Origin of the sequence: Chitinophaga sp. H8 (assembly GCF_040567655.1) — a bacterium.
Lineage (GTDB): Bacteria > Bacteroidota > Bacteroidia > Chitinophagales > Chitinophagaceae > Chitinophaga > Chitinophaga defluvii.
Window position 1 is genome coordinate 2763837 of record NZ_JBEXAC010000002.1, and the last position, 21481, is coordinate 2785317.

24 protein-coding genes are annotated in these 21481 nt (G+C 43.9%); 11 read left to right on the forward strand and 13 right to left on the reverse strand.

Going from position 1 to position 21481, the window contains the following annotated elements; genetic code table 11:
- Positions 1–55: 55 nt before the first annotated feature.
- Together ABR189_RS24975 and ABR189_RS24980 are read right to left on the reverse strand one after the other, a co-directional pair.
- Positions 56–343 (reverse strand): thrombospondin type 3 repeat-containing protein, encoded by a 288-nt coding sequence (locus ABR189_RS24975; protein ID WP_354663215.1) that lies wholly within the window; start codon positions 341–343, stop codon positions 56–58.
- A 185-nt stretch (positions 344–528) separates the two neighbouring features.
- Positions 529–756 carry a hypothetical protein gene (locus ABR189_RS24980; RefSeq protein WP_354663216.1) on the reverse strand — a complete coding sequence of 76 codons (228 nt, stop codon included), beginning with the start codon at positions 754–756 and terminating at the stop codon, positions 529–531.
- A gap of 236 nt (positions 757–992) precedes the next feature.
- On the opposite strand from ABR189_RS24980, the gene ABR189_RS24985 reads away from it, so the two are divergent.
- The gene (locus tag ABR189_RS24985) at positions 993–1259 is read left to right on the forward strand and encodes a hypothetical protein (protein WP_354663217.1); all 267 of its coding nucleotides are present in this window, start codon (positions 993–995) and stop codon (positions 1257–1259) included.
- 77 nt (positions 1260–1336) lie between these two features.
- Here ABR189_RS24985 and ABR189_RS24990 read toward each other — a convergent pair whose 3' ends face one another.
- From ABR189_RS24990 to ABR189_RS25020, 7 genes are all read right to left on the reverse strand, one after another.
- Positions 1337–1678, reverse strand: coding sequence for a hypothetical protein (locus tag ABR189_RS24990; protein ID WP_354663218.1), 342 nt, complete (start codon positions 1676–1678; stop codon positions 1337–1339).
- 150 nt (positions 1679–1828) lie between these two features.
- On the reverse strand, positions 1829–2077 hold the full coding sequence (locus ABR189_RS24995) for a hypothetical protein (protein ID WP_354663219.1): 249 nt from the start codon (positions 2075–2077) through the stop codon (positions 1829–1831).
- 4 nt (positions 2078–2081) lie between these two features.
- Entirely contained in the window at positions 2082–2270 is a 189-nt protein-coding gene (locus tag ABR189_RS25000; protein WP_354663220.1) for a 3-isopropylmalate dehydratase, read from the reverse strand.
- A 76-nt stretch (positions 2271–2346) separates the two neighbouring features.
- Entirely contained in the window at positions 2347–4155 is a 1809-nt protein-coding gene (locus ABR189_RS25005; protein WP_354663221.1) for a ParB/RepB/Spo0J family partition protein, read from the reverse strand.
- Between the two features lie 42 nt (positions 4156–4197).
- Positions 4198–4650: a hypothetical protein gene (locus tag ABR189_RS25010; RefSeq protein WP_354663222.1), complete on the reverse strand. Its 453-nt coding sequence runs from the start codon at positions 4648–4650 to the stop codon at positions 4198–4200.
- A 46-nt stretch (positions 4651–4696) separates the two neighbouring features.
- Entirely contained in the window at positions 4697–5740 is a 1044-nt protein-coding gene (locus tag ABR189_RS25015; protein WP_354663223.1) for a DUF932 domain-containing protein, read from the reverse strand.
- 70 nt (positions 5741–5810) lie between these two features.
- Positions 5811–6281 (reverse strand): hypothetical protein, encoded by a 471-nt coding sequence (locus ABR189_RS25020; protein ID WP_354663224.1) that lies wholly within the window; start codon positions 6279–6281, stop codon positions 5811–5813.
- Positions 6282–6759: 478 nt separating this feature from the next.
- Between ABR189_RS25020 and ligD the strand changes: the two genes are divergently transcribed.
- The 3 genes from ligD to ABR189_RS25035 all read left to right on the forward strand — a co-directional run bounded on the left by ligD (position 6760) and on the right by ABR189_RS25035 (position 9581).
- The gene (gene ligD, locus ABR189_RS25025) at positions 6760–8892 is read left to right on the forward strand and encodes a DNA ligase D (protein WP_354663225.1); all 2133 of its coding nucleotides are present in this window, start codon (positions 6760–6762) and stop codon (positions 8890–8892) included.
- 32 nt (positions 8893–8924) lie between these two features.
- Positions 8925–9104 (forward strand): DUF3606 domain-containing protein, encoded by a 180-nt coding sequence (locus ABR189_RS25030; RefSeq protein ID WP_354663226.1) that lies wholly within the window; start codon positions 8925–8927, stop codon positions 9102–9104.
- Between the two features lie 294 nt (positions 9105–9398).
- On the forward strand, positions 9399–9581 hold the full coding sequence (locus tag ABR189_RS25035) for a hypothetical protein (RefSeq protein ID WP_354663227.1): 183 nt from the start codon (positions 9399–9401) through the stop codon (positions 9579–9581).
- Between the two features lie 145 nt (positions 9582–9726).
- Here the strand turns inward: ABR189_RS25035 and ABR189_RS25040 are convergent, their stop codons facing one another.
- Positions 9727–10053 carry a hypothetical protein gene (locus tag ABR189_RS25040; protein WP_354663228.1) on the reverse strand — a complete coding sequence of 109 codons (327 nt, stop codon included), beginning with the start codon at positions 10051–10053 and terminating at the stop codon, positions 9727–9729.
- A 256-nt stretch (positions 10054–10309) separates the two neighbouring features.
- Here ABR189_RS25040 and ABR189_RS25045 point away from each other — a divergent pair, with 256 nt between their 5' ends.
- The 6 genes from ABR189_RS25045 to ABR189_RS25070 all read left to right on the forward strand — a co-directional run bounded on the left by ABR189_RS25045 (position 10310) and on the right by ABR189_RS25070 (position 18918).
- Positions 10310–10588, forward strand: a complete 279-nt coding sequence (locus tag ABR189_RS25045; protein WP_354663229.1) for a hypothetical protein — start codon at positions 10310–10312, stop codon at positions 10586–10588.
- A gap of 198 nt (positions 10589–10786) precedes the next feature.
- Positions 10787–11308, forward strand: a complete 522-nt coding sequence (locus tag ABR189_RS25050; RefSeq protein WP_354663610.1) for an RNA polymerase sigma-70 factor — start codon at positions 10787–10789, stop codon at positions 11306–11308.
- Between the two features lie 81 nt (positions 11309–11389).
- Complete coding sequence (locus ABR189_RS25055) at positions 11390–12589, forward strand: FecR family protein (RefSeq protein ID WP_354663230.1); 1200 nt, start codon at positions 11390–11392, stop codon at positions 12587–12589.
- A gap of 183 nt (positions 12590–12772) precedes the next feature.
- Positions 12773–16186 (forward strand): SusC/RagA family TonB-linked outer membrane protein, encoded by a 3414-nt coding sequence (locus tag ABR189_RS25060; protein ID WP_354663231.1) that lies wholly within the window; start codon positions 12773–12775, stop codon positions 16184–16186.
- A gap of 18 nt (positions 16187–16204) precedes the next feature.
- The gene (locus ABR189_RS25065; protein ID WP_354663232.1) at positions 16205–17590 is read left to right on the forward strand and encodes a RagB/SusD family nutrient uptake outer membrane protein; all 1386 of its coding nucleotides are present in this window, start codon (positions 16205–16207) and stop codon (positions 17588–17590) included.
- Positions 17587–18918 (forward strand): TlpA family protein disulfide reductase, encoded by a 1332-nt coding sequence (locus ABR189_RS25070; RefSeq protein WP_354663233.1) that lies wholly within the window; start codon positions 17587–17589, stop codon positions 18916–18918. Before ABR189_RS25065 ends, ABR189_RS25070 begins: the two co-directional genes overlap by 4 nt.
- Positions 18919–19007: 89 nt before the next feature.
- Here the strand turns inward: ABR189_RS25070 and ABR189_RS25075 are convergent, their stop codons facing one another.
- Both ABR189_RS25075 and ABR189_RS25080 read right to left on the reverse strand, forming a co-directional pair.
- A complete protein-coding gene (locus ABR189_RS25075) occupies positions 19008–19349 on the reverse strand; it encodes a hypothetical protein (protein ID WP_354663234.1) in 342 nt (113 codons plus the stop codon).
- 126 nt (positions 19350–19475) lie between these two features.
- Positions 19476–19937 (reverse strand): MauE/DoxX family redox-associated membrane protein, encoded by a 462-nt coding sequence (locus ABR189_RS25080; RefSeq protein WP_354663235.1) that lies wholly within the window; start codon positions 19935–19937, stop codon positions 19476–19478.
- Between the two features lie 328 nt (positions 19938–20265).
- On the opposite strand from ABR189_RS25080, the gene ABR189_RS25085 reads away from it, so the two are divergent.
- Positions 20266–20466 carry a hypothetical protein gene (locus ABR189_RS25085; protein ID WP_354663236.1) on the forward strand — a complete coding sequence of 67 codons (201 nt, stop codon included), beginning with the start codon at positions 20266–20268 and terminating at the stop codon, positions 20464–20466.
- Here the strand turns inward: ABR189_RS25085 and ABR189_RS25090 are convergent.
- The gene (locus tag ABR189_RS25090; protein WP_354663237.1) at positions 20447–21454 is read right to left on the reverse strand and encodes a helix-turn-helix domain-containing protein; all 1008 of its coding nucleotides are present in this window, start codon (positions 21452–21454) and stop codon (positions 20447–20449) included. The genes ABR189_RS25085 and ABR189_RS25090 overlap by 20 nt on opposite strands.
- Positions 21455–21481: the final 27 nt, after the last annotated feature.

A 21481-nucleotide genomic window follows, 5' to 3' on the forward strand; every position in this document is an offset into this window, starting at 1 on the left:
GTTAATTATAAAACATTATACCCCCTAATGAACCTAGAGGGTATAAAATAGTTTACTAGAAAATCGGGCAGCCGTTAGCGTCCACAAATGTCAAAGGAGGCGTATGCGGGCATTTGTCTAAACTATCTGGCACTCCATCTTCATCTTCATCTCCTGGAGCCACCATAGAAGTCAAATTTAAGACTTCTGCTGTTGAAGAATGGAACCAGGGATTGACTGAACTTCTTGAAACAGATTTGTTGGTTATTGAAATATTTTGCTCTGAGGTTTTGGAAGAAAAAGTAAATGAGCAGAGAAGAATGAAAGCGCATAAAGCGAGGGTGTAATTTAATTGAGTTTTCATAATTGAGGGTTAACGTTAAAAAATAAACTGAATTTGAACTTTACATTTGTAGTGTCATCATAGGCAATCTTATTTTTGGTGATATTTACTGCAATTTAAACAATATGGTTAGTAGTTCTGTATGTCAAGGCACTAAAAATTAATGAGGTCCAGTAACAAGTGCGTTACGGAGTAACCGGTGCGTATTAGGTTGAAGTCTTTGATTTGATTTGGTCAAAGAGTTTCTGGAAGTCAGGAGGATTTTTGAGAGCGGGTTCTTTTTCTGTTGCACTATTTTGCCTTTCAAATAGCACATATTCCCACTCTTCCCAATATGTACCTTGTTGAAGTATTTCAGTAATGAGCTGGATTTCTTCCGTAGAGGAAGTATTGGATAGGAAGTTTTGGAGGATTTGGAGGATTTTAGCATTCATTTTGAGCAGCGTTGAGAATCTCTAATATCGATATTATTGACTAGAATGGTAGAATTTTATTAAATATTTAAACGTTTGACTTGTAGATATATTACCATCCCGCATACTTTGTCTTTGGCATTAGCGATGACAGTAAATCCACCTAACTGGGAACCTAATGGATTTTTGATATAGGTAAATTTTAATTTTACAGGATACTTTTGCCTTACGTGAGGTTGAAAACAAAAATGTGAGGTATGATGACGATTAATGAAAAAAAACAGGTGTTCGACGCCATGTTAAGTACCAATGAATGGGCAGGCAATGTGAAGTTGCCGCCAATGGCGAACCGTAAAATAGTTTTGCTGTTTGCGCTGGTAGTGGAAAAAGAACTTAAATCCGGGTCGGAACTATTCGATTTGTTTCCCGAAGGTTTATCCAAGGAACTGGATGCTTTTATTAAAGAATGTTTGGAAAAGGCGGGTTTGGAAATGTTTTATGAAAAACTCAAAGCCTTTAAGTAACACTGAACTTAAAAGCTGGAAGGATGTAAAAAGGGCTACAATTTTTGTGTAGCCCTTTTTTAGGAATGAAATGCGCGTCATTTCTTTTTCAAAATTTCTTCCAATGGTATGGACAGTTTGGCAAAAGAGTGGATCTTTCTGCACCACTCCATATCTTCAGTCATACCATATTCATCTGAAATTAATCCCTCCCAGTTGGTGTAAGCAACATGGTACAAACGCCATAATTTTTCCATCAAGGTGACCTCAGAACAAACCATGTCGCGTTGCAAATAATCAAAGGTATTTACACTTAATCTTTTGAACCTCCGACGCCATGTTCCACCTTCATCGGGATCATAGTATACCACTAGAAGGGCATAAAGATTTTTAGGGGTGATCTTTCTGGTGTAAATTCGGATATAATATTTCTTTTGCATGAACCATATTTTTAAGTGAGAAAAGCTGGAACCCGTAGGGTTCAAAAAATGCGACGCTGCCTATAGGGCAGCACCGCTTCTGGCGACCGCCGTTGATCCCAGGAAGGGATCAACGGCGGTCGGTTTTTTTAAGATTTCATCCCATTGCAATTACTTGGGACTGATGTACCAATCGATGAGCAGAAAAAGCAGACCGAAAACGATCAATAGCCTATATAGCCATTGCCAGAAAAATTCAAATGTCCGCACAATTAAAAACTGCCAAAAGGGCAAGGGGTGATAAGGGGTCATACCGACAGCGCGGTTATACTGTTTTTTAGCGGAGCAGAAAAAAAGGAATACGCCCAGTGCTATAGAAGTAAGCGCGATGGTATGTACACTTGGAATATATGGATTCATGGTTTTAAGTTTTAAGGTTTTTTAAATTCGATAATTTTTGGTGCAGGTCAGCCCAATACCTTTGTCTTTGCTGATCGGTATCTATACAATGAGGGTCTTGATGCTGGTATTGTTTAAAGTCCCCTGCCTGTTCAATAGCCTTATCGAGGTCGGTGACCTCGATAAGGTTGTTGTTTAAATCTTTAACGTGCATAAATAGTCGTTTTAAGCCCAAAAAAGGAAGATTTTACCCCGGATAAGGGTTTGTGTTATCATCTTAATCGAGGCTGTTATGCGGCCTCTTTATGCTTATTTTGGGCATCCATTCTTTTGATGCGGGTTTCCAGATCTTTTAAGCGCGGCTTTAATTTTTTCATGCGCTGCTTTGCAATTTTGGCTTGCTTATTTTCAATCTGCTGTACATCAAGGCTAGATTCAACTGCCAATTGATAAAGGGCTATACCACTGATATTGGTCGGGATTTTACTTTCTCCTTGCCCGCATACGGCTAAACGGATCATTAAGGCATATTCGCTTTCGGTTAGGGAGGCCAGTTTTTGGTATACTTTTTCCGGGTCAGTGATCCGGGTCAGGTTTTCATCAACGAGCAAACTTTTGTCGATCCGGCTTTTGGCCTCATACTTTAACGACTGATAGACCAGTAAACGCGCGGCTGCAAGATCGGCGCTATTGGCGGGGTTGGAGATTTCAACGGTGCTGGTTGCATCGCAAAAATGCTGGTGTAGGTTGAGTTGTACTTTTTCACGGTCGATTTGTTTTGCCCTATTTTCGCGTGTATGGAGCCTTGAAACCTCACCCTGTAAAAGTTCTGTAGTTTGGGTACCTTGTTTAATGGCCTCCTGCACCTGTTTTGCGGTGGCCTTTTGGGGTGCTTGTTTGGTGTTGCTGTGCCGTTCGGTAAATAAAACAGCTATAGCCCCAAAGGAATGAAAATATAAACCTTTACTAAATTCACCGGACGCGGTGCGTTCGTTAAATGCGCTTAAATCTTCATTGTATTCCTGCATGGCAAGATCGTACCCGATTTGATCAAACGATTCCCCGTCGTCCTCATCGGTGTAGTCCTGCTGATCGGGCATAGTGGGCGGGGGCAATACCATTACCTCACAGGTCGAATATTGGGGTAGCCCTGCGGTTTGGTCTAGGGAATCGACAATGATCTGATTTTCTTCCGATAGGCTTCCGCTATAGATAATTGCCAGCGGTGCAAAGTTTTCAACGACCTGTAAAACTTCATTTTTTGTAGCTGTTAAACATTTGGAATGATAGCAGGCTTTATTTGTACAGATGGCATCTTCGGCCATTTCGGGAAATAAACTAATTAGGGTAGCCGAATTAAACGGACAGGTAGAGCATGCACCAGCTTGGGGGATCAATTGGCTGTCCTGAACATCAAACGGCGCATCACTCAAATCATATTTATACCTTCCAATAATGTACTTAAAACTATGGGTGGTAAAATTTTCCTCTTGCCAGTCAATGCAATGACGTTCAAAAATTTCCTCCTGTGAACTTGGTGCAAGTGCAGCTATTTCCATAGCTTCGGAAAGGGAAAGTTTTTCCGCAAAAAATAATTCCTGTAAGGGAAGGATTAAGGCGGAGAGTTTCAGCCTTGCATAAATAAATGTTTTGGATTTTGATAACCGTTCGGCAATCTGTGCAATGGTTTTTCCTTCGCGTTGCATTTTTCCTATGCGGTTGGCCTCGTCCATCGGGTGCGGGTTTTCCCGTTGGAGGTTTTCAGAAAGCCTCATTTCTTCGGCCTGTTCATCGGTTAACTCTTTAATAACGGCTGGTATGATTTCCAGTGTGGCGATACGGGCGGCACGGATGCGCCTTTCACCTACAACAAGCTCATAGCGTCCGGTTGGCATTGGCCGAACGGTCACCGGTGAAATCATACCGTGCAAGGTCATATCTGTTGCCAGTTCATTTAAGGCTACCGGACAAAAGTAAATACGGTAATTGTCCGGCGATAAGTCCACCAGATCAAGGGAGATATTTTTTTGCACGGTCTGTTGCTCTGAAAGCGGAGTGTTGTTTTTATTTGCAGATATTTTTTTTATAATCGTAGTCATAATATTAGTATTAAGGTGAAAATTTTTAAATATGGATTCGGTTTATGCTCTTTTGCTGTACCGCTCAAAAGGAACAATGTCCAGTTCTTCCGGGTGGTCAAACAGGTAATCAAATACATTTTTTAACTGCTGCTGATCTAATTTTTTAACATATTCTTTCCTTTGGTAAATGGGGGTCAATACAATTTCCCTATCACTGTTAAAGGCCATAGCAACCGGTGTTCCGCTTATACCGTTATCTATCCATAGGCTTATCCACAGATCGTCATCGTACTGGTGGGCAATGATTAACAAATCATGACCTGTTAACCCGTCTGCTTCGTGGTTTTGTAATATCTTTTCGTTTCTAAACCATATCCGTGCGAGACGATTGAATTTGTGCCCGGTTTTTTCGGCCACTTCTTTGGCAAAAAGTACGGGGGACATTGGCCCGGTGATACTTTGATCAGCACCAAAAGAAAGCAAGGATTGAACTGAAAATTTTAAAGTATTCATGGTGAATATTTTATGCAGCCCCACTAGGGGGCTGCGGTAAATAGATTTAATTGAACTGGAAAATATCCGCGCCGTCTTTTACGTAACCTGTGCAGAGGTCGAAGGCTTTTTGAGTGCGCTGCTGCGCCAATCCCCCGTAAACGATAGATTTTACTTTGGATTCGTTGGTTTTAAAACCACAGACGTTCTGATAGTAGCCGGTAACGGCATTGTACGCCCCGAACACTGTCCCTTTGGTGGTTTCCATCTGTTGGGTTTCGCTGCTCATGGCATATTCATATACCTTGTCTACGGTGTTGCGGTATCGGGTTGAAGTTTCTTTATACAATCCTTTTTCCAGCATCGACATGGTTTCGTTATCCGGTGCCATTGCCATTTGAACCAGCTTCAAAACATGTTCATCAGTGATTTTAATTTTTGACCAGCCGGTAAACAGTTCCTGCAAATCATTGGTTCGTGAATCTACGAGGTTCATTACTTTGGCGAGTTGTTTTAAACGCAGGTGTACATCGGCAGTATGATTAAAGGAAACGGACATTTCACAATTTGCCATCGCTGCGTTTAAGGTATTTTGACAAACAATGCGGGTGGGCGTGAAAGCTGCCCGGATGCCGGATTGTCCGTTGTGCGAGGTGGTGAGGAACAAATATTTTTCTATCACATCATTACTATGTCCAACCCTGATGTAATCGGCTAATTTGGCGGTGATAAATATCCGTTCGCCGTCTCCCAATGCGCCGGCGGTTTCGTATTTAATCCCCTCGCCACTGCCTACGATGGAATCGAAAAAGGCGAAGGCTTCGGCATTCTGTACAATATGATAATCTTTAGTTAGGTTTTCTCCTAAAACCTGCTCGGTGTCGGTACGAAAAGTGAAAAAGCTGTTGTTTGCTTTTTTCGTTCTTCCGCTAGGAAATTCCTGTTTGTGGCGGTCTTTGGCTACCGTAAAATCTAAACCCGCCAGCCTTATGGCTTCGGCGCTGGTTGGGTAATCCTTTACGATTGCGCCAAGGCCATGCCATGCCTTTTCTTTAACAGAAAAAAAGCTATGCCGACCTAATGAATCATTATAATTTAAATTATGTGCCATGATAGATAAGATTAAAGGGTGAAAAAATTTAGGGGTTAATTAGCCCCCCGGTTGGGGGGGGCTGGATGGTTTAGGCTGCTACCGGGAACGGCCACACGATTTCTCCTTCGAGTTCTACGATTTTGGCTTCGTACATGCTTTTTAAAAGGGCAACAACGGCATGTACCAGACGGGGATTTTTAACACCGTAGCGGTGGCCTTTATCATCTGATACAGAGATGGAGCAACCGGTGAAATATTCGGTTTCGGTGTTTTCGGGTTCTTCTTTGAGTTCGATCTCGAACTCCTTTAGTTTCAAAAAGTCCTCTTTCACCCTGTCCAGCTTCACGTTTTTACGGTGGAGCGCCTCTATGGCATCCTTACGCTGTTCATAGGTTAAGGGGATAATCTTAGCCTCGTTTTTTACGGTTGGCTGTGGGTTTTGGGTTTGTTCGCTTGTGGTGTCTTGGTCGTTTGCACCGGTAACAACGGTTAAAGTTGGTTTTGCATTTTCTTCGCCGTTTTGGTTTGCTGGTGTTGCTTTTTGCTCTAACTTTTTCATAATTTTTTAATTTTATTTGTTAATGATTTTTTGTTTGTCTTTTTTTTTTGCCCCGCCTCTTATTTTTTGGACCTGGGAAAGACAAATAAGGTGCAACGGGAAGCAGGCAAACAAAAACAATGGGCAAGTCCCGAAGGGTGGCTGCCCCCTGGCAGCCATTCCCATTGTTTTTTTTGATCGCTTACCGTACCTTCATTTGTCCTTTATCCACGGCTCAAAAAATAAGTGGTGGGGTAAAAACCCTCGCCAGCTTGCTGGCGGATATGGGTTGGTCATGCTGCAAATCGGAGGGGCTTTAATCTGTTAAAGCAGCATCTGGCTAATGGGGAAACAGCACTTGTTTATGCCCATATTTTCATGGGAATATTCGGGCTTAAGGTTTGATAGGTTAGTATATCACTGGTATTGGAGGAAACAATTTGTTTTTTACCGTGTTAGCATCTAAGAACACCCCTAATTCACCTAAATGCGCTGAACCATGAGCAAAGCAAAAGCACAGACCCTGGCCGCTAAGGACTTAAACGCAGAGATCACTAAAGAAAAAGAAATGGCCGCAGGCGGCAAGCCTAAAGGGCGGCAAGAAAGTTCCAACAAGGGCATTACGGCCAGGCAAATTAACCAATGGCTAAAGCAGGCACCGGAGAAACCTTTCTATAGCAAATTAAAGCCTATGCTGGCTACCCTTGTCGATGAACCTTTCGATAGTGAGGGCTGGTTGTATGAGATCAAGTGGGATGGCTATCGTGCGGTGAGTTTTATACATCAGGGCGAAGTATCGATTAAGTCTCGCAATGACAAGTCTTTCTCAGAAAAATATTACCCTGTGTTTGATGCTTTGAAGGCGTGGAAAGTTAGTGCTGTGATTGATGGGGAGATTGTGGTGGTGAATGAGGACGGTACGGCGAATTTCGGGGCTTTGCAAAACTGGCGCAGTGAAGCCGACGGACGGCTGCTGTATTATGTGTTCGACCTGCTTTGGTATAAGGGAAGGGAGTTGAGTGAACTTCCTTTGACTGAAAGGCGCGAGATACTGAAGTCGATTTTACCTGTTGGTGGGGTCTTGCGCTACAGTATGGATTTTAATACAGGCGGGACGGCGTTTTTAGCTGAGGCTAAGCGACTGGGCTTGGAAGGGATCATGGCCAAACGTGCTGATAGTACCTATGTCCCCGGTGACCGTTCCCGGAGTTGGTTAAAGATCAAGGCGAACAAAAGGCAGGAAGTGGTGATTGGCGGGTATACGCGCAATGTAGATACTAGTAAGCCTTTCAGCTCGCTGTTGGTGGGTGTTTATGAAAAGGGGAAGTTGAAGTATACCGGAAAGATCGGCACAGGTTTTAACGACGAGCAGCAAAAAGAGATGATGGCGCAGTTTGCTCCCCTGGTGACCTCAAAGCCTCCGTTCACCGAAGAGCCTGATGTGAATAAGCCTTCTCGCTTTCGGCCTAACCCGCCAAAGGCCACGGCCACCTGGCTCAAGCCGAAACTGGTATGTGAAGTAAGCTTTGCGGAAATGACCAGCGATGGAGTGATGAGGCACCCTTCCTTCCAGGGGATGCGTGAGGATAAGTCTGCCGGTAAGGTGGTGCTGGAGAAGGAAGCGGATACCGTTGAGGTGGTTCGCGGGACAAAAAAGAAAAACAATGGCCTGACGCAGTTTGAGGGTAAGAATACCGGCAAAACCCTGCTGAACCCCAACGAGGAAACACAGGTGAAAAAGGTCAACGGGCAGGAACTGAAGTTTACCAATTTGAGCAAGGTTTTCTGGCCTAAAGAAAAATACACGAAAAGGGATCTGATCAATTACTACCATCAAATGGCGCCATTTATTCTCCCTTATCTGAAGGAAAGACCCCAAAGTATGAACCGTTACCCAAACGGGATTGAGGGTAAGAGCTTCTATTTCAAAAACATTTCGGACCAGGTGCAAGGCTGGATGGATACCTATTTGTACCATAGTGATGCGGATCATTCTGATAAACATTATCTGGTGGGTAAAGATGAAGCAACGCTATTATATATGGCTGGGCTGGGTTGCATTGAAATGAACCCTTGGAATTCTACGGTTAAAAAACCGAACCATCCAACCTACTGCATCATTGATCTTGATCCGGATAAAAATACATTTGAGCAGGTGATCCAGGCGGCACAGGTAACTAAAGGCATATTAGACGATATGGGCGTCAAGAGTTACCCTAAAACCAGCGGTTCCACCGGAATGCACATTTACATCCCTCTGGGCAATAAATATACCTATGAGCAAAGCAAGGAATTTGCGCGCATCATTGTGACTTTGGTCCACCGGCAGATACCTAAATATACAAGCCTGGAGAGAACGATCAGTGACCGTAAAGGAAAGATGTATCTTGATTTTCTGCAAAACCGGCCACATGCCACCATCGCTTCTGCTTATTCATTGCGCCCAAAGCCTGGTGCCACAGTGTCCATGCCATTAGACTGGTCGGAGGTGAAAAAGGGACTAAAGATGACGGATTTTACGATTAAAAACGCGGTAGCGAGGGTACAGGAAATGGGCGATATTTTTAAACCAGTTTTAGGGAAGGGGATTGATTTGAAGCAAATCATTTCCAGCTATAGTAGATCGAAATAGGTAAAGCCATTATTCACATAAACTTAAATATCATGTCAGACAACAAAACTAAAAAGGATGCCCGTGATCGCAATCAGGTGGCCGCAAACGAAAAGTATGAAGTGGATTACATTGCAAAAGAGCTTAACGTTTCACCAGAGCAGGTGATAAAAGCCATTCAAAAAGTTGGCAATGACCGGCACAAAATTATTATGGAATTGAAAGGGAAATAGCAATCAATCGTACAAGCAATACAGTGATGTTGCTTTTTGTTGGTCCCTAAAAGGTATAGTTCTGGTTATTGTCACAAAAAATGTACAACTTTCTGTGAGTTCGCTTTACCTTTAAGCAAGTATGATATTTCCTTTTGAAGAATTTGCTGATTAAAAAATTTGGGGTTAACAAGCAACAATGGATGAAAAGACCGGCCTTTGATTCTTCTCAGGCTGGCTTTTTATTCTCATTTGCAACTCATTGATCTTTTAGTTATAAATTCTTAGCTTTGATGTAAATCAACTTAAATTGCTATGGAAAACCTAAACCCACAAGAGAATCCAGCTCAAAAGGAAAAAACGGTTACCAAGGAACTGGTTGAGAAAAGCAGAGAACTAAGGGAAAAAAGTAATTTGATCAAACAAAAACTGGAAGAATTAAAAGCCCAGGCAGATGCCTTTCTGCATCATAATGAGGATGAACAGGAAGTTCAATAGTTCATTATTTATACTTGTAACTTCAAAGTTAAAGATAAAGCCAAAATTTACTTTGTTCAGCTTCTCTACTTCATAGAGCAAGCATAAGTAATAAAATACAGGTTGCTCCACTTCATGTTTGTATACCATATAATAATTCCGTGGGTCAGGTTTTCCTGGTTGACGGTTTTGCAGCCGTTTTTTTAACGGCTGGTTTGCTGGTTTTAGAGTGTTTTTTCATGTCCTTTAAGGCCAGGGTCACGACCTGTTCAGGAGTGAGGTCAAATAAGTTGCCGATGATGATAAAGTCTTCTAATTTAAGATTTCCAGGATTGTAAATCTTATCGTGCATGGTGGCATATCGGCTGCCGGTATCGTTAATGAATTGAGTGATCGGGATCAGCTTGCGCATGAATATTTCCTGAAGGGAGGTAACGTTCCCTATTTCTACCAGTGGCCTTATAAAGTCGTATCTGCTTGTGCTATTGGGCATTCTTAGTTATTCGTTCTGCAAAATAGGTCTGATCGCCCTGAGATGCTACAATTTATCGTTGATGTTTAATTATAATCGGAAATTGGTTATAAAATATCGGAAATGTCCTTGAATTATCGGTGATGTATAGTATTTATGGTTATTTTCGTATATTGTAGTATCGAAAAAGCGCTTTAGGGAAGGTACTGGAAGCATGTACCCAGGTATAGAAGGAAGTTTTAATAATTTGATCTGTATTTAAGTAAACCCACAATCTATGCGTAATATTTCTGCCACCCTAAATCTGGATGGTGTGCCGACTAAGGTTGTCGTTCGAAAAAAGCCACGGGAAAGACGATTTGAGGTGGTTGTCAACGGGCAGTTAAGCCAGTACGGTATTTCCGATGAAGATGAGGAGCTGATTTTCCTGGAGGGTAGCGCGCTGCTTCCCACGGTTTTCCTGCATATTCAGCGGATCATAGCCCAGTATTTTCCAAAAACCCGTGCCATTGATAAATTGAACCATGACAGCTACTCTAATTATGATGATTACTGAACCGTTCCCAAAACTTAAGGAAGGTTTTACCGGAGGTGGGATGTATTGATCTTAACATCCGCACTTCCTATACCGGATGATCAGTGCGGGCCTTATAAAAGAATGGTGTATCTTTAGGTTGATCCACAAATTTCAGCTTGGGGAGAAAATGCCTATACTATTCTAAGATCCCCTGATCTTTCATATTAAAAATTGAGGATGGAGCAAACAGAATTTGATCAGGTTTTCCGTACCTATTTCGGGGCTTTGTGCCGCTATGCCCAAACCATAGTGGGCAACGATACCGTTGCCGAAGATGTTGTGGAAGAAATGTTCGTTAAGATTTGGCAACATCGGAAGATCCCTATCAATAATATCCGGTCATATTTATACACCTCGACACGTAATGCTTGTCTGGATCATCTTCGTTCGGCGGTAAACCGGATCATGATCACTGGGGAGCCGGATGAAGATACCTTACAGAGCGAACATCCTGAAATCGAAATGCTCAAAACCGAAGTGTATCGGCAACTGCTGGAGGCCATTGCCCAGTTGCCAGAGCGTTGCGGAAAGATCATTACCCTCTCTTACCTGGAAGGTCTGCCTTCAAAAGATATTGGCGCCCAAATGAACATTAGTATCGGTACGGTGGACAGCCAAAAGTTCCGCGGACTTCAGCGCTTGCGTAAGCTGCTATCCAATGGGGCACTCCAATTATTGATGTCCCTCATGGCGGGTTAATCTACCCGAAAAAAATATTTTTGAGTTCCTGTAAAGATTTTGCCCCCTTTTTACGTCTTAATAGTAAACAGCCAGTCTAATATGTCTGATCAATTCGATTTTGGTGCCCTTGCAGACGCTTTGGTACGGGATTTAGAAGGTGTTGCCAGTGGGCAGGACCATCTGATGATTGAAAAATGGCTTCATTTAGACCCTAACAATAAAAAATTGTACCTGGAGCTAAAGGCGAAAAAGGATGCTACTGCAATCTTTCAGAGCATTGCTGGCTTTCAGACTGAAGCTGCCCTGAGCCGTGTTCATCAAAAAACAGCGTTGATCAGAAGAAACAAAGTGAGGCGCATTATTGCCTATAGTACAGCCGTAGCGGCGGCTACCGTGCTGATCATGGGGTTAACGGGAGTAATCAGGTTATCGCGGAAATCTACAACACAGCAGAAAATGATCGCATCCACAGCAGAAATAGGGCCGGCAGTGCGCAGGGCACAATTGATACTTCCCGGTGGCGCTATTCTGCCTTTGGTGCCTTCGCGGGATAGTGCTTTTAACCGCGGGGGGGCGAACGTTAAAGTTTCCGGCGATGCTATGAGTTACCTGGGGCAAACAGACCTGGAAAAGGTGATTCAAAAAGTGTTCACGCCTAATGGAACGACGTTTAAAATGGCGTTGAGCGATGGCACGCAGGTTTGGTTAAATGCAGGTTCCTGGGTAAAGTTCCCGGCGAAGTTTTCGAAGTCACAGCGGCTTGTTGAGGTGAGTGGAGAGGTCTATTTTGAGGTAGCCTCTGAGCCGGGCAGGCCGTTTGTGGTAACAGCCGGGGGGACGCAGGTTCAGGTGCTGGGCACGGCATTTAACCTTCGGGCTTACGCTCCGCAGTCACTGGTGACCACAACACTTCTTCGGGGGGCGGTGCAGGTCGGTCCTTTGGCAGGTAAGCAATTTATCCGCCTTTCCGCCGGGGAGCAGGCTGTTAGTTCAGGGGAACAAGTACCGCAAAAGCTTACCCTTGATGCAGGTGAATTAAGGCAGGTAAGCGGATGGAGATCACAGCGCTTTATATTTAAAGGGACTAAAGTCAGGGAAGTTTTAGAAGAGATCGCGCGGTGGTATGATGTAGAGGTAGTCTATGAGCAGGGTTTCAATGGTGAGGAACGCTACCACGGGGAAATCAGCCGGGAGGTGTCCTTAAATAAGTTGTGTTCCATGTTAGAAACTACCGGGGCGGCACATTTGCAGATTCAGGGCCGTAAACTGCTGGCAGGGCCGGTATCTACTCAGAGATAAATACAACAGCACAGCCAATTTCAAGTCTTGCGGTAAATCCGCAAATCAGAAACATTACGTATGCACAAAAAAATCACGAAAAGTTCGGGACAGGGGCTGCTATGCCTATTTTTAAGCAAAACCATCATCGTATTAGCGTTATTGGTTTTATCATTCCATAGGGGCCAGGGACAATCCCCTACAGTGTTCACCATCCATGTCCAGGCTGTCCGACTGGAAAAGGTGTTTGAATTGATCGAGCAGCAGAGCAGTTACCGGGTGATGTACCTGGAAAAGCACCTCAATAATTTGGGACTGGTCACCCTAAAGTTAAAGGATGCGACATTGGTGCAGGTTTTGGACAAGGCATTGAAAGACCAGCCAATTACCTATACTATTGAAGAGCAGTCTATATTAATCCGGCCTTTTACGCCATCTATAAAAACCTCCGGTGAAGAAAATCCCGGCAAGGATACCTCCGTGGTATCTGGCCGGGTGACTTCAACGGAAGGGATGCCGCTGGTGGGGGCAACGTTAAAGGTCGAAGGCACTTTAATTGGGGCTACTACGGATGAAAAGGGACAATTTAAAATTATAAGCGGCAGTGTTCTTAATGGTTATTTATTGGTATCCTATGTGGGTTTTCACCCGCTAAGGATTAAGCTGCCGCTTTCTGGCAAGAAAGAGATAGACCTTGTACTCCGTGCGGGTGAAACTGCCTTGCGTTCTGTGGATGTCGTATCTAACGGATACCAGAAAATACCTGTGGAAAGGTCTACAGGCAGTTTTGTTGTGGTGGGGGAAAAATTGTTTAACAGGAATACGGGCAGCACCGTAGTGGAACATCTTGACGGGATCGTAAACGCGCTTCAGATGGATCAAAGGAATGGGGCCACTACCCTTCGGGTTAGGGGGCTAAGTACTTTGAATAGTGGGCTTACCTCACCACTGGTGATATTAGATCACTTTCCCTATTCAGGGGATATTGCGGATATTAATCCAAATGACATACAGGATGTCAGCGTGTTACGCGATGCGGCTGCAACCAGCATTTGGGGGGCAAGGGCAGGAAATGGCGTGATTGTGATCTCGACAAAAAAAGGGAGGTACAATCAGCCCCTTAAAACCTCTTTCAACAGCAATCTGAGCTTGCAGCAAAAACCAGATTTATTTTACTATCCGCAGATGGCTTCCACGGATTTCATTAACGTGGAACAGTACCTGTTCGGGCAGGGCTTTTACGAAAATGACCTCAGCAACGGTACCGACCGTCCGCTGGTATCCCCGGTCATTGAAATTTTGCAACAACAGGCCGAAGGTAAGCTGGATGCGGCGCAGGCCAAAGCCCAAATTGACAAATTGCGCGGCTATGATTCCAGGCAGGATTTTAAAAAATATATTTATCAAAATGCCTTTAAACAGCAGTATGCCATTAACCTTAATGGTGGTGGGGAAAGGTTAAATTATTTATTCTCGGCAGGATATGACCGCAACACTTCTAATCTGGTGGGCAACAATACCCAACGCTATACCCTTCGGTCAATAAATACGTACATGCCGGTAAAAAACCTGGAGTTTGAGGCCGGGGTTACCTATACGCAGAATGCTTCGGACCAAAACAACATCTTTAATTATCCATTCAGCAGTGTTGGTGGCGGAAAATCAGGTTTACCACCCTACGTGCGCCTGGCGGATGATCAGGGGCGTGCGCTGGCGGTTCCCAAAAACTATAGAAGTGCTTTTACCGATACAGCCGGAGGGGGCAAGTTATTAAGCTGGAATTATGTTCCCCTTCAGGAAATCAGAGAAGCTGATAACCATATTAGTTCGCAGGACCTGCTCCTAAATTTGGGAGCCAAATATCAATACAGACCTTTTTTATCGCTGGAAATAAAATACCAGTACGAGCATCAAGGCATCAACAACAGGAACTATAATAACCCTCAAACCTATTTCTCGCGTAACCTGATCAACAGGTATACGCAGATGGATGGCTCAGATTTAAGTTACATGGTTCCAAACGGTGGGATTTTGATTTTGAGTGACGGGGAAATGAACAGTCAGAAATTACGGGGGCAGATGAATTTCAATCAAACCTGGAAGGGCGTGCATACCATTGCTGCCCTTGCTGGTGCAGAACTCAATGAAGTCCATACAACAGGGCATACGGGTGCCACTTATGGATATAGCGGGGATAACCTGACCTTCAGCAATGTTGACCTGGTACATCCCTATCCCATATGGGCAGGGCTTGACGGCGACCAGCAGATCCCGACATTCAACAGCTTTAGCGATGTGTTGAACCGTTTTGTATCGGTCTACGGCAACATCTCCTATAGCTATGCTGACCGGTATACATTAACTGCAAGTGTGCGGAAGGATGCGTCGAATTTGTTTGGGGTGAAGACCAACCAAAAGGGTGTCCCTTTATGGTCAGCGGGGGCGGCATGGAACGTGAGCAAGGAAGAATTTTATCATGTTGAAGCATTGCCGGTATTGCGTTTAAGGGGAACCTATGGTTTTCAGGGCAATGTGAATAATAACGCTACTGCCTATACCACTATACAATATTTTTCAGGCATAGACTTTACACATTTGAATTACGCGCCGATCAATACGCCTCCCAACCCTTCGTTGCGATGGGAAAAAGTAAGTCAGTTGAATTTGGGCCTTGACTTTTCCGGCAAAGGGGGAATAGTCTCTGGAAGCGTGGAGTATTACCGTAAAAAGAGCAAAGATATTCTCAGTTATATTCCCATTGATCCTACGACGGGCTTTGGACTTACCTTATTAAATACAGCAAGGTTAAAGGCCGCGGGCGTGGATGTGCAGCTGACGAGCAAAAATCTCCAATTTTCAAAACTCAAATGGGAAACCAGTTATTTGTTCAGTTATGTTCAAAATACCGTCACAGAGTATTACAACCAGCTACCCAATGCGAGTGAATATGTTGGGGATGGACTGAGGTTAAATCCGGTACCCGGCAAGGCACCCTATGCGATCTATAGTTACCGGTGGGCGGGGCTTGATCCTAAAACAGGTGATCCGCAAGGTTACCTCAATGGTGAGGTGAGTAAAGATTACAGTTCAATTTTAAATGATTCCATTGCACATGCAAAATACCACGGGTCAGCCGTTCCGCTTTATTTTGGAGCTTTACGCAACACCTTTAGCTTTCAAAACTGGTCGCTTTCGGTGAACATCAAATATGAGTTTGATTTTTATTTCCGTAAAAGTACGATCAGTTACAGCCGCTTGTTTAACCAATGGGTCGGACATAGTGATTACAGTGCCCGCTGGCAGAACCCCGGTGATGAGAAGCATACAAGTGTCCCTTCGATGAATTACCCGGCGGATGCCAACCGGGACGCATTTTATGCAGGCTCAGAGGCTACGGTATACAAAGGGGATAACATCAGGCTTCAGGACATCCGCTTGGCTTACGACTGGAACATTAAAAGAGAAAGAGGGGCTTTCACGCGGTTGAACATCTATGCTTATGTAAGTAACCTGGGGATACTGTGGAAGGCCAACAAAGCGGGAATAGACCCGGATTATGCCACCTCCGTGTATCCACCTGCAAAGTCCTTTACCATCGGGCTGAGCGGAACTTTTTAAGCCAATAAAAACACATTTATGCAAACAACGAAATGTAACTATATAACGCTTTATTTCTTAGTCCTGCTTCCTTTATTACTGGGTTTGTCTGCCTGTAAGAAATACCTGGAAGCACCGTCTGATAAGTCGCTGGTTGTGCCTACCACATTGGATGATATGCAGGCGATGCTGGATTATAACAGTATTCTCAATACAATTGAACCTGTGATGTCTGAGGTGGCCTCTGATAATTATTATTTAAAGGCGGCCAATTATAGCAATTTAAACATCAACGTGAGGAACAACTATGCCTGGGCGCCAAAAGCGGAATATTTATATGATTGGACTGGGGCCTACACGGTTGTACTTTATGGAAATGTAATCCTGGATAATATTGACCGTATACAGAAAGACGCGGCAAATACGACCCGTTGGAACACGATCAAGGGGAGTGCTTTATTCTTCAGGGCACATGCTTTTTACAATGTTGCCGGGCAATTTTGCAAAGCTTACACCCCTACAACTGCCGCTGAGGACTTAGGTATTGTACTCCGGTTAAGCTCAGATGTAAATGCGCCATCGGTGCGCTCGTCGATGGCGGAGAGTTATGCACGGATCATCGAAGATTTAAAACAAGCGGCCAGTTTGTTACCACTTACCACGGCTTATCTGACCAGACCGGATAAAGCTGCGGCATATGGCGATTTGGCCAGAACATATCTGGTCATGGGGGATTATCAGAGTGCCTTGTTGTATGCAGATTCCTGCTTAATGCTGCATCCTGCGGTTTTAGATTTCAACGACTTAAATCCTGCGCTGGCAGGGCCTGTTCCCTCTTTTAATGCGGAGGTGATCTTTCATACCACCACAGGAGGGGTTACCGCCCTGGCACAAAATGCGGCAAGGGTTGATTCAGTGCTTTATGATTCCTATGAGGAAAATGATCTCAGGAAAAGCATCTTCTTTAAGACCAACAGTGATGGAACACACGCCTTTAAGGGGACTTTTGACGGAACTTTTACGCCAGGAAAAAGCGCTTGTTTTACCGGCCTAACTTCCGGGGAAATGCTGCTTGTTAAATCGGAATGCCTGGCCAGGCTCGGTCAGGGTGATCAGGCACTAAGTACCCTTAAAACCCTAATGGATCTAAGGTTCAAGCGGGGAACCTATACCACTCCTGTGGTTAGCAGCGCAGATGATGCTTTACTGCTGATACTAAATGAGCGCCGTAAGGAACTGATATTCCGTAGCCGAAGATGGCAGGATTTAAAAAGGTTAAATAAAGAAGCGCGGTTTGCCACCACGTTGACCAGGGTAATCGGTGACCAGGTGTATACCCTGGCACCAAATGATTCACGGTATGCAATGCTGATCCCATCCTCAGTGATAGGGTTATCTCAAATACCACAAAATAGTAGACCATGAAGAAATTGAAAAGCCTGTTTAGCATGGTTTTAGTTTTCTGCTGTTGGTTCAGCGGATTCGCGCAGGGGCTAAAAGTCGGGGACAAAATGCCGGAAGTGACGATCAATAATGTATATAATTATATCAAACCAGAAATTCAATGGAGCGATTTTAAAGGAAAGGTGGTTATTTTAGACTTTTGGTCCAGGGGCTGTAAAGCCTGTGTTGAAGCTTTTCCAAAGGTCGAGGCGCTACAAAGGAAATTTGGTGATAAAATTCAAATTCTGGTGGTGAGTTCAGATGATAAAGCCACGCTGGACAAATACTTATCCAGTTTCACTAAAACAAAGGTGAGTATGCCCAATGTACCTTCGGTCACCTCGGATACCCTGCTGGGGCAGTTGTTTCCGCATATATTCGTTCCACACCACGTATGGATCGATAAAGACGGGGTTGTACAGGCGATCACTGACGGCTATAATACTAACGAAGAAAGTATCTCAAAACTGCTCAATGGCCTTACTGTGAGTTCCGAAAACAAGAAAGATATTCCTTTAGATTACTTCCAGACCCATACGCTTTGGGACATTGTTAAATTAGACAGTGCAGCGGCGGTCACGTATAGTTTTCTTTTCACCAGGTTTCTAAAAAGTAATACCACGAAAGGAACTGATCTGGAGGTTTTCGATTCTAGCCGTGGTCAAATCAGGACGGACTATATCAATGGTAATGTATTGAATCTTTATTTAAAGGCATTCAATGGTTATCGAAACGGACGAGAAATGCTTGCCATTAATCGGGTGATTTGGGAAATTAAGGACAGTAGTTGTATTGCTGCGCCTTCTGATCACCAACTGGCAGATCAGTGGAAAGCCAAATACCAATTCAATTATGAGCAGATTGTTCCGTTTTCAGAAGAGGCAAACCGCTTTGAGTTGATGAAGCGCAATTTAAACAGTTACTTTGGTAAAGTGTTGGGCATTGGCGGGCAGATAGAACAGCGAAGTGTACAATGTTTGGTTTTGAAAACAAAGGGGAAATTTAAGCAAAGCCCGCATTCTGATCCTACTGCAGAAGGTCATTATAGAAATGTTCCTTTTCCACTTGTATTAATGGGCATTAAGTCAGAGTTCAACAAAGATGCCCGCCCATTTATAGACGAAACAGGGATCACAGGTAATGTAGATATGGATGTATTTGAAGATTATAGCAGGATAAAAAACCAGCCTTCGGCAGAGAAACTGAAAGTATACAATCAGCATCTGGCCAGATATAATTTGAGAATAATTCAAGAGACAAGAAGGTTGGATATGCTGGTAATGAAAGAGGTTTCCATGCAGGAGCAATAAAACTTTTATGGTTGAGTTGAAACAATGGTTTATACAAACCCCTTATCGCTTGATAAGGGGTTTTTCATTTAACGTATTGCGGATCAGGTTTAAGGGTTTACTGCTAAAGCTCTTGGCTGATCTGCTCCGCCACTATTTACGGTAACGATTTGTGCCTGCAATGGGGCATCAGCAGCAAAGGCAGTGGCATCCGGATGGTTTGCTGCGCCGGTAGTGGCATTGATGGCACACAAAGCCCCAGTGCCTGGGCAGCTTGGCGTTCCACTGAACAGGTCATAACTGGCTACATTGTTTACCGGTCCACCATTATAGGTATACCAGGAGGTGGCAAAGCGTTTTCCGGCGTTTGGATTAGATTTTTTGCTGGCGTAGGCCCCTGCTACAGCGATCATGATCACCATAACGGTGATGAAACTTCTCAAAGTTTTCATAGTCTTAAAGTTTAAGTTAAAAAATAAATTAATCTCTGAGGGCTGTTGTCTTTTACAGGTTGCATCCCTCTACCACCTTCGCGGCGGTACCCTGTTAATACGCGCATATTAATATTTTAGGCTGCTTTAAGCCGTACTATGATGAACGCTGGTTTGATGACCTGTTTCCTTTGCTGAAGAGGATTTAAAGAAACAGGCGCCCAGTATCGCCATAAGCAGAAAGACAACATTAATGGCCAAATGCTGCGGCCAGGTAAATTTTTCATGGATAGCTGAGCAGCTACATGGCAGGCGGCCATAAAAGTGGAAAGTGACCAGCGCAACATAAATGGTAAAGACCAGCATTAACCCGGCTGATAGGATCAGGCCCAGGCGTCTGGTGCCGTGCAAAAGCAAAAAACCACAGATGAGCAGTTCAACCAGCGGTATTCCAAAGCTCAACAGCGTAGTATACCGGTTATCGAATGGTTGGTTGTTGATCTTAATTGTAAAATCTGCAAAATTGAAAAGCTTATCCAAAGCGGTGTATAGGAATAACATTAGCAGTAAGCGCCATGCCGTTTCCACAAAAAGGGTTTTATTTTTCATAGCCTGATCATTAAATTTTCAACTCTATCAGGGCCGTTTCTAAAGCCCTGACGATAACCATTGGTTAGTGTTTATCGCATGATTAAATTTCAGCATATGATTTAACAAACCTGTTAGCCGGATCGGACAAAATCACTTCGCCAAATCGGACAACAAATGTGTTTACGGCCTGTGGTAAACAATTAAAGCGAGGAGGGATACATCTGCACGTCTTGCTGAGGGGGAGGAAGGTGAAAAGGATTAGAAGAAACTCCTATCTTTGATGCTGTACTTAACCCTTAAGATTTAAAGTTAACCGCCTGTTCCCGCAGGTTTTAAACACGCTCGAATGAAACAACCTTTAGAAACCTTCCCTGGTTTGCCGTATGCGGCAAATGAAATTTCCGCCTATATGCTGGGCGTTGAAACGATTTATATTCTTTCGCTAAAAAATGGTCAGATGCCCCGGTTTCAGCCAGACGATGTTGAAAGTTTTGTGATCTGGTTGAAAGCCCATAAGATCCGGGAGGTCAAGCTTTCTGGTCAGTAACCGAACCCGTCCTCAACTGTTCAGGGGAATGTCCAAAATGGGAGGAAAACTTCCGGCTAAAGGAGGAATAGAGATTATACCCTAACATATCAGAAATCTCCTGTAGGGTATGTCCTGTATTTAAAATCAGGTCATGGGCCTTTTCCATTTTTTGCTGGGTGATGTATGCCTGCGGGCTGAGATCAAAAGCGAGTTTAAAGTAGCGCTGCAAGGTTTTGGGTGTCGTAAATAACTGGTCAGCAAGTTCGGCAATGTTGAGTGGTCTTCCGCTTAAAATACCCTGGTGAATGTACATACGTAAAATATTGGCAAGTACTTGTTGGGATTTGGGCAGATTTCTGCCATGACGAAGGTGACGGTCGTACAGACTTAACAGTTTTTCCAGGATCAGCAGCACCTGAATATCCAGCTTCATAGACAGGACTGGATGACATTGTTTCAGGCGGAGCAGCAGGCGTTTAACCTCGGTGGTGATATCGGCAACGGGCAAGGGGCAATGTTGACCTGGATACTGTTTCAGGCATCCCTGAACCTGAGAATAGATCATGGAATCTTCCATAGTTCCGGCGAACCATTCTACCCGGAGCACAAAGTAAAACAGGCTATATCTGCCGCTGGGCAATATCACATTGTATTGACCTTGGGGAATATAATGTGCATAATACTGCCCTTGGGTAGCTTCGATAACATTTTCTCCTTTGTGGTCCTTCATTACAACAGAGCCTTCCAACAGGTAGATAAAGAACAGGGTATCATTGGGGCAGGATAGACATACTTGCAGGTGATCGTCCTTCACCTGGCCATGATAGAATTCAATATAGGTCAAAAGGTTATGATAATATTGCTGATAGATGGTAAAATCCTGATTTTCATAAATGCGGCCTGGCGCGTATACCACCGGGGCAGGAATTTGTTTTTTGACATTTTCGGGTGAAATTTCCCGGATCATAGTACCGGGCGGAAATTGAAGTGAGAAGGGTGAGTTCATGGGGCGAGCGTCAAAGGGTAAATGAAA

Bases quoted from the DNA above. Each gene is read 5' to 3' on its own strand.
- ABR189_RS25045 (WP_354663229.1), top strand. From the start codon at position 10,310: ATGCGTAATATTTCTGCCACCCTAAATCTGGATGGTGTGCCGACTAAG.
- ABR189_RS24975 (WP_354663215.1), bottom strand. From the start codon at position 343: ATGAAAACTCAATTAAATTACACCCTCGCTTTATGCGCTTTCATTCTT.
- ABR189_RS24990 (WP_354663218.1), bottom strand. From the start codon at position 1,678: ATGCAAAAGAAATATTATATCCGAATTTACACCAGAAAGATCACCCCT.
- ABR189_RS25000 (WP_354663220.1), bottom strand. From the start codon at position 2,270: ATGCACGTTAAAGATTTAAACAACAACCTTATCGAGGTCACCGACCTC.
- ABR189_RS25075 (WP_354663234.1), bottom strand. From the start codon at position 19,349: ATGAAAACTTTGAGAAGTTTCATCACCGTTATGGTGATCATGATCGCT.
- ABR189_RS25035 (WP_354663227.1), top strand. From the start codon at position 9,399: ATGGAAAACCTAAACCCACAAGAGAATCCAGCTCAAAAGGAAAAAACG.
- ABR189_RS25040 (WP_354663228.1), bottom strand. From the start codon at position 10,053: ATGCCCAATAGCACAAGCAGATACGACTTTATAAGGCCACTGGTAGAA.
- ABR189_RS25020 (WP_354663224.1), bottom strand. From the start codon at position 6,281: ATGAAAAAGTTAGAGCAAAAAGCAACACCAGCAAACCAAAACGGCGAA.
- ABR189_RS24985 (WP_354663217.1), top strand. From the start codon at position 993: ATGATGACGATTAATGAAAAAAAACAGGTGTTCGACGCCATGTTAAGT.
- ABR189_RS25030 (WP_354663226.1), top strand. From the start codon at position 8,925: ATGTCAGACAACAAAACTAAAAAGGATGCCCGTGATCGCAATCAGGTG.
- ABR189_RS25015 (WP_354663223.1), bottom strand. From the start codon at position 5,740: ATGGCACATAATTTAAATTATAATGATTCATTAGGTCGGCATAGCTTT.
- ABR189_RS25065 (WP_354663232.1), top strand. From the start codon at position 16,205: ATGCAAACAACGAAATGTAACTATATAACGCTTTATTTCTTAGTCCTG.
- ABR189_RS25070 (WP_354663233.1), top strand. From the start codon at position 17,587: ATGAAGAAATTGAAAAGCCTGTTTAGCATGGTTTTAGTTTTCTGCTGT.
- ABR189_RS25080 (WP_354663235.1), bottom strand. From the start codon at position 19,937: ATGAAAAATAAAACCCTTTTTGTGGAAACGGCATGGCGCTTACTGCTA.
- ligD (WP_354663225.1), top strand. From the start codon at position 6,760: ATGAGCAAAGCAAAAGCACAGACCCTGGCCGCTAAGGACTTAAACGCA.
- ABR189_RS25055 (WP_354663230.1), top strand. From the start codon at position 11,390: ATGTCTGATCAATTCGATTTTGGTGCCCTTGCAGACGCTTTGGTACGG.
- ABR189_RS25050 (WP_354663610.1), top strand. From the start codon at position 10,787: ATGGAGCAAACAGAATTTGATCAGGTTTTCCGTACCTATTTCGGGGCT.
- ABR189_RS25090 (WP_354663237.1), bottom strand. From the start codon at position 21,454: ATGAACTCACCCTTCTCACTTCAATTTCCGCCCGGTACTATGATCCGG.
- ABR189_RS24995 (WP_354663219.1), bottom strand. From the start codon at position 2,077: ATGAATCCATATATTCCAAGTGTACATACCATCGCGCTTACTTCTATA.
- ABR189_RS24980 (WP_354663216.1), bottom strand. From the start codon at position 756: ATGAATGCTAAAATCCTCCAAATCCTCCAAAACTTCCTATCCAATACT.
- ABR189_RS25085 (WP_354663236.1), top strand. From the start codon at position 20,266: ATGAAACAACCTTTAGAAACCTTCCCTGGTTTGCCGTATGCGGCAAAT.
- ABR189_RS25005 (WP_354663221.1), bottom strand. From the start codon at position 4,155: ATGACTACGATTATAAAAAAAATATCTGCAAATAAAAACAACACTCCG.
- ABR189_RS25010 (WP_354663222.1), bottom strand. From the start codon at position 4,650: ATGAATACTTTAAAATTTTCAGTTCAATCCTTGCTTTCTTTTGGTGCT.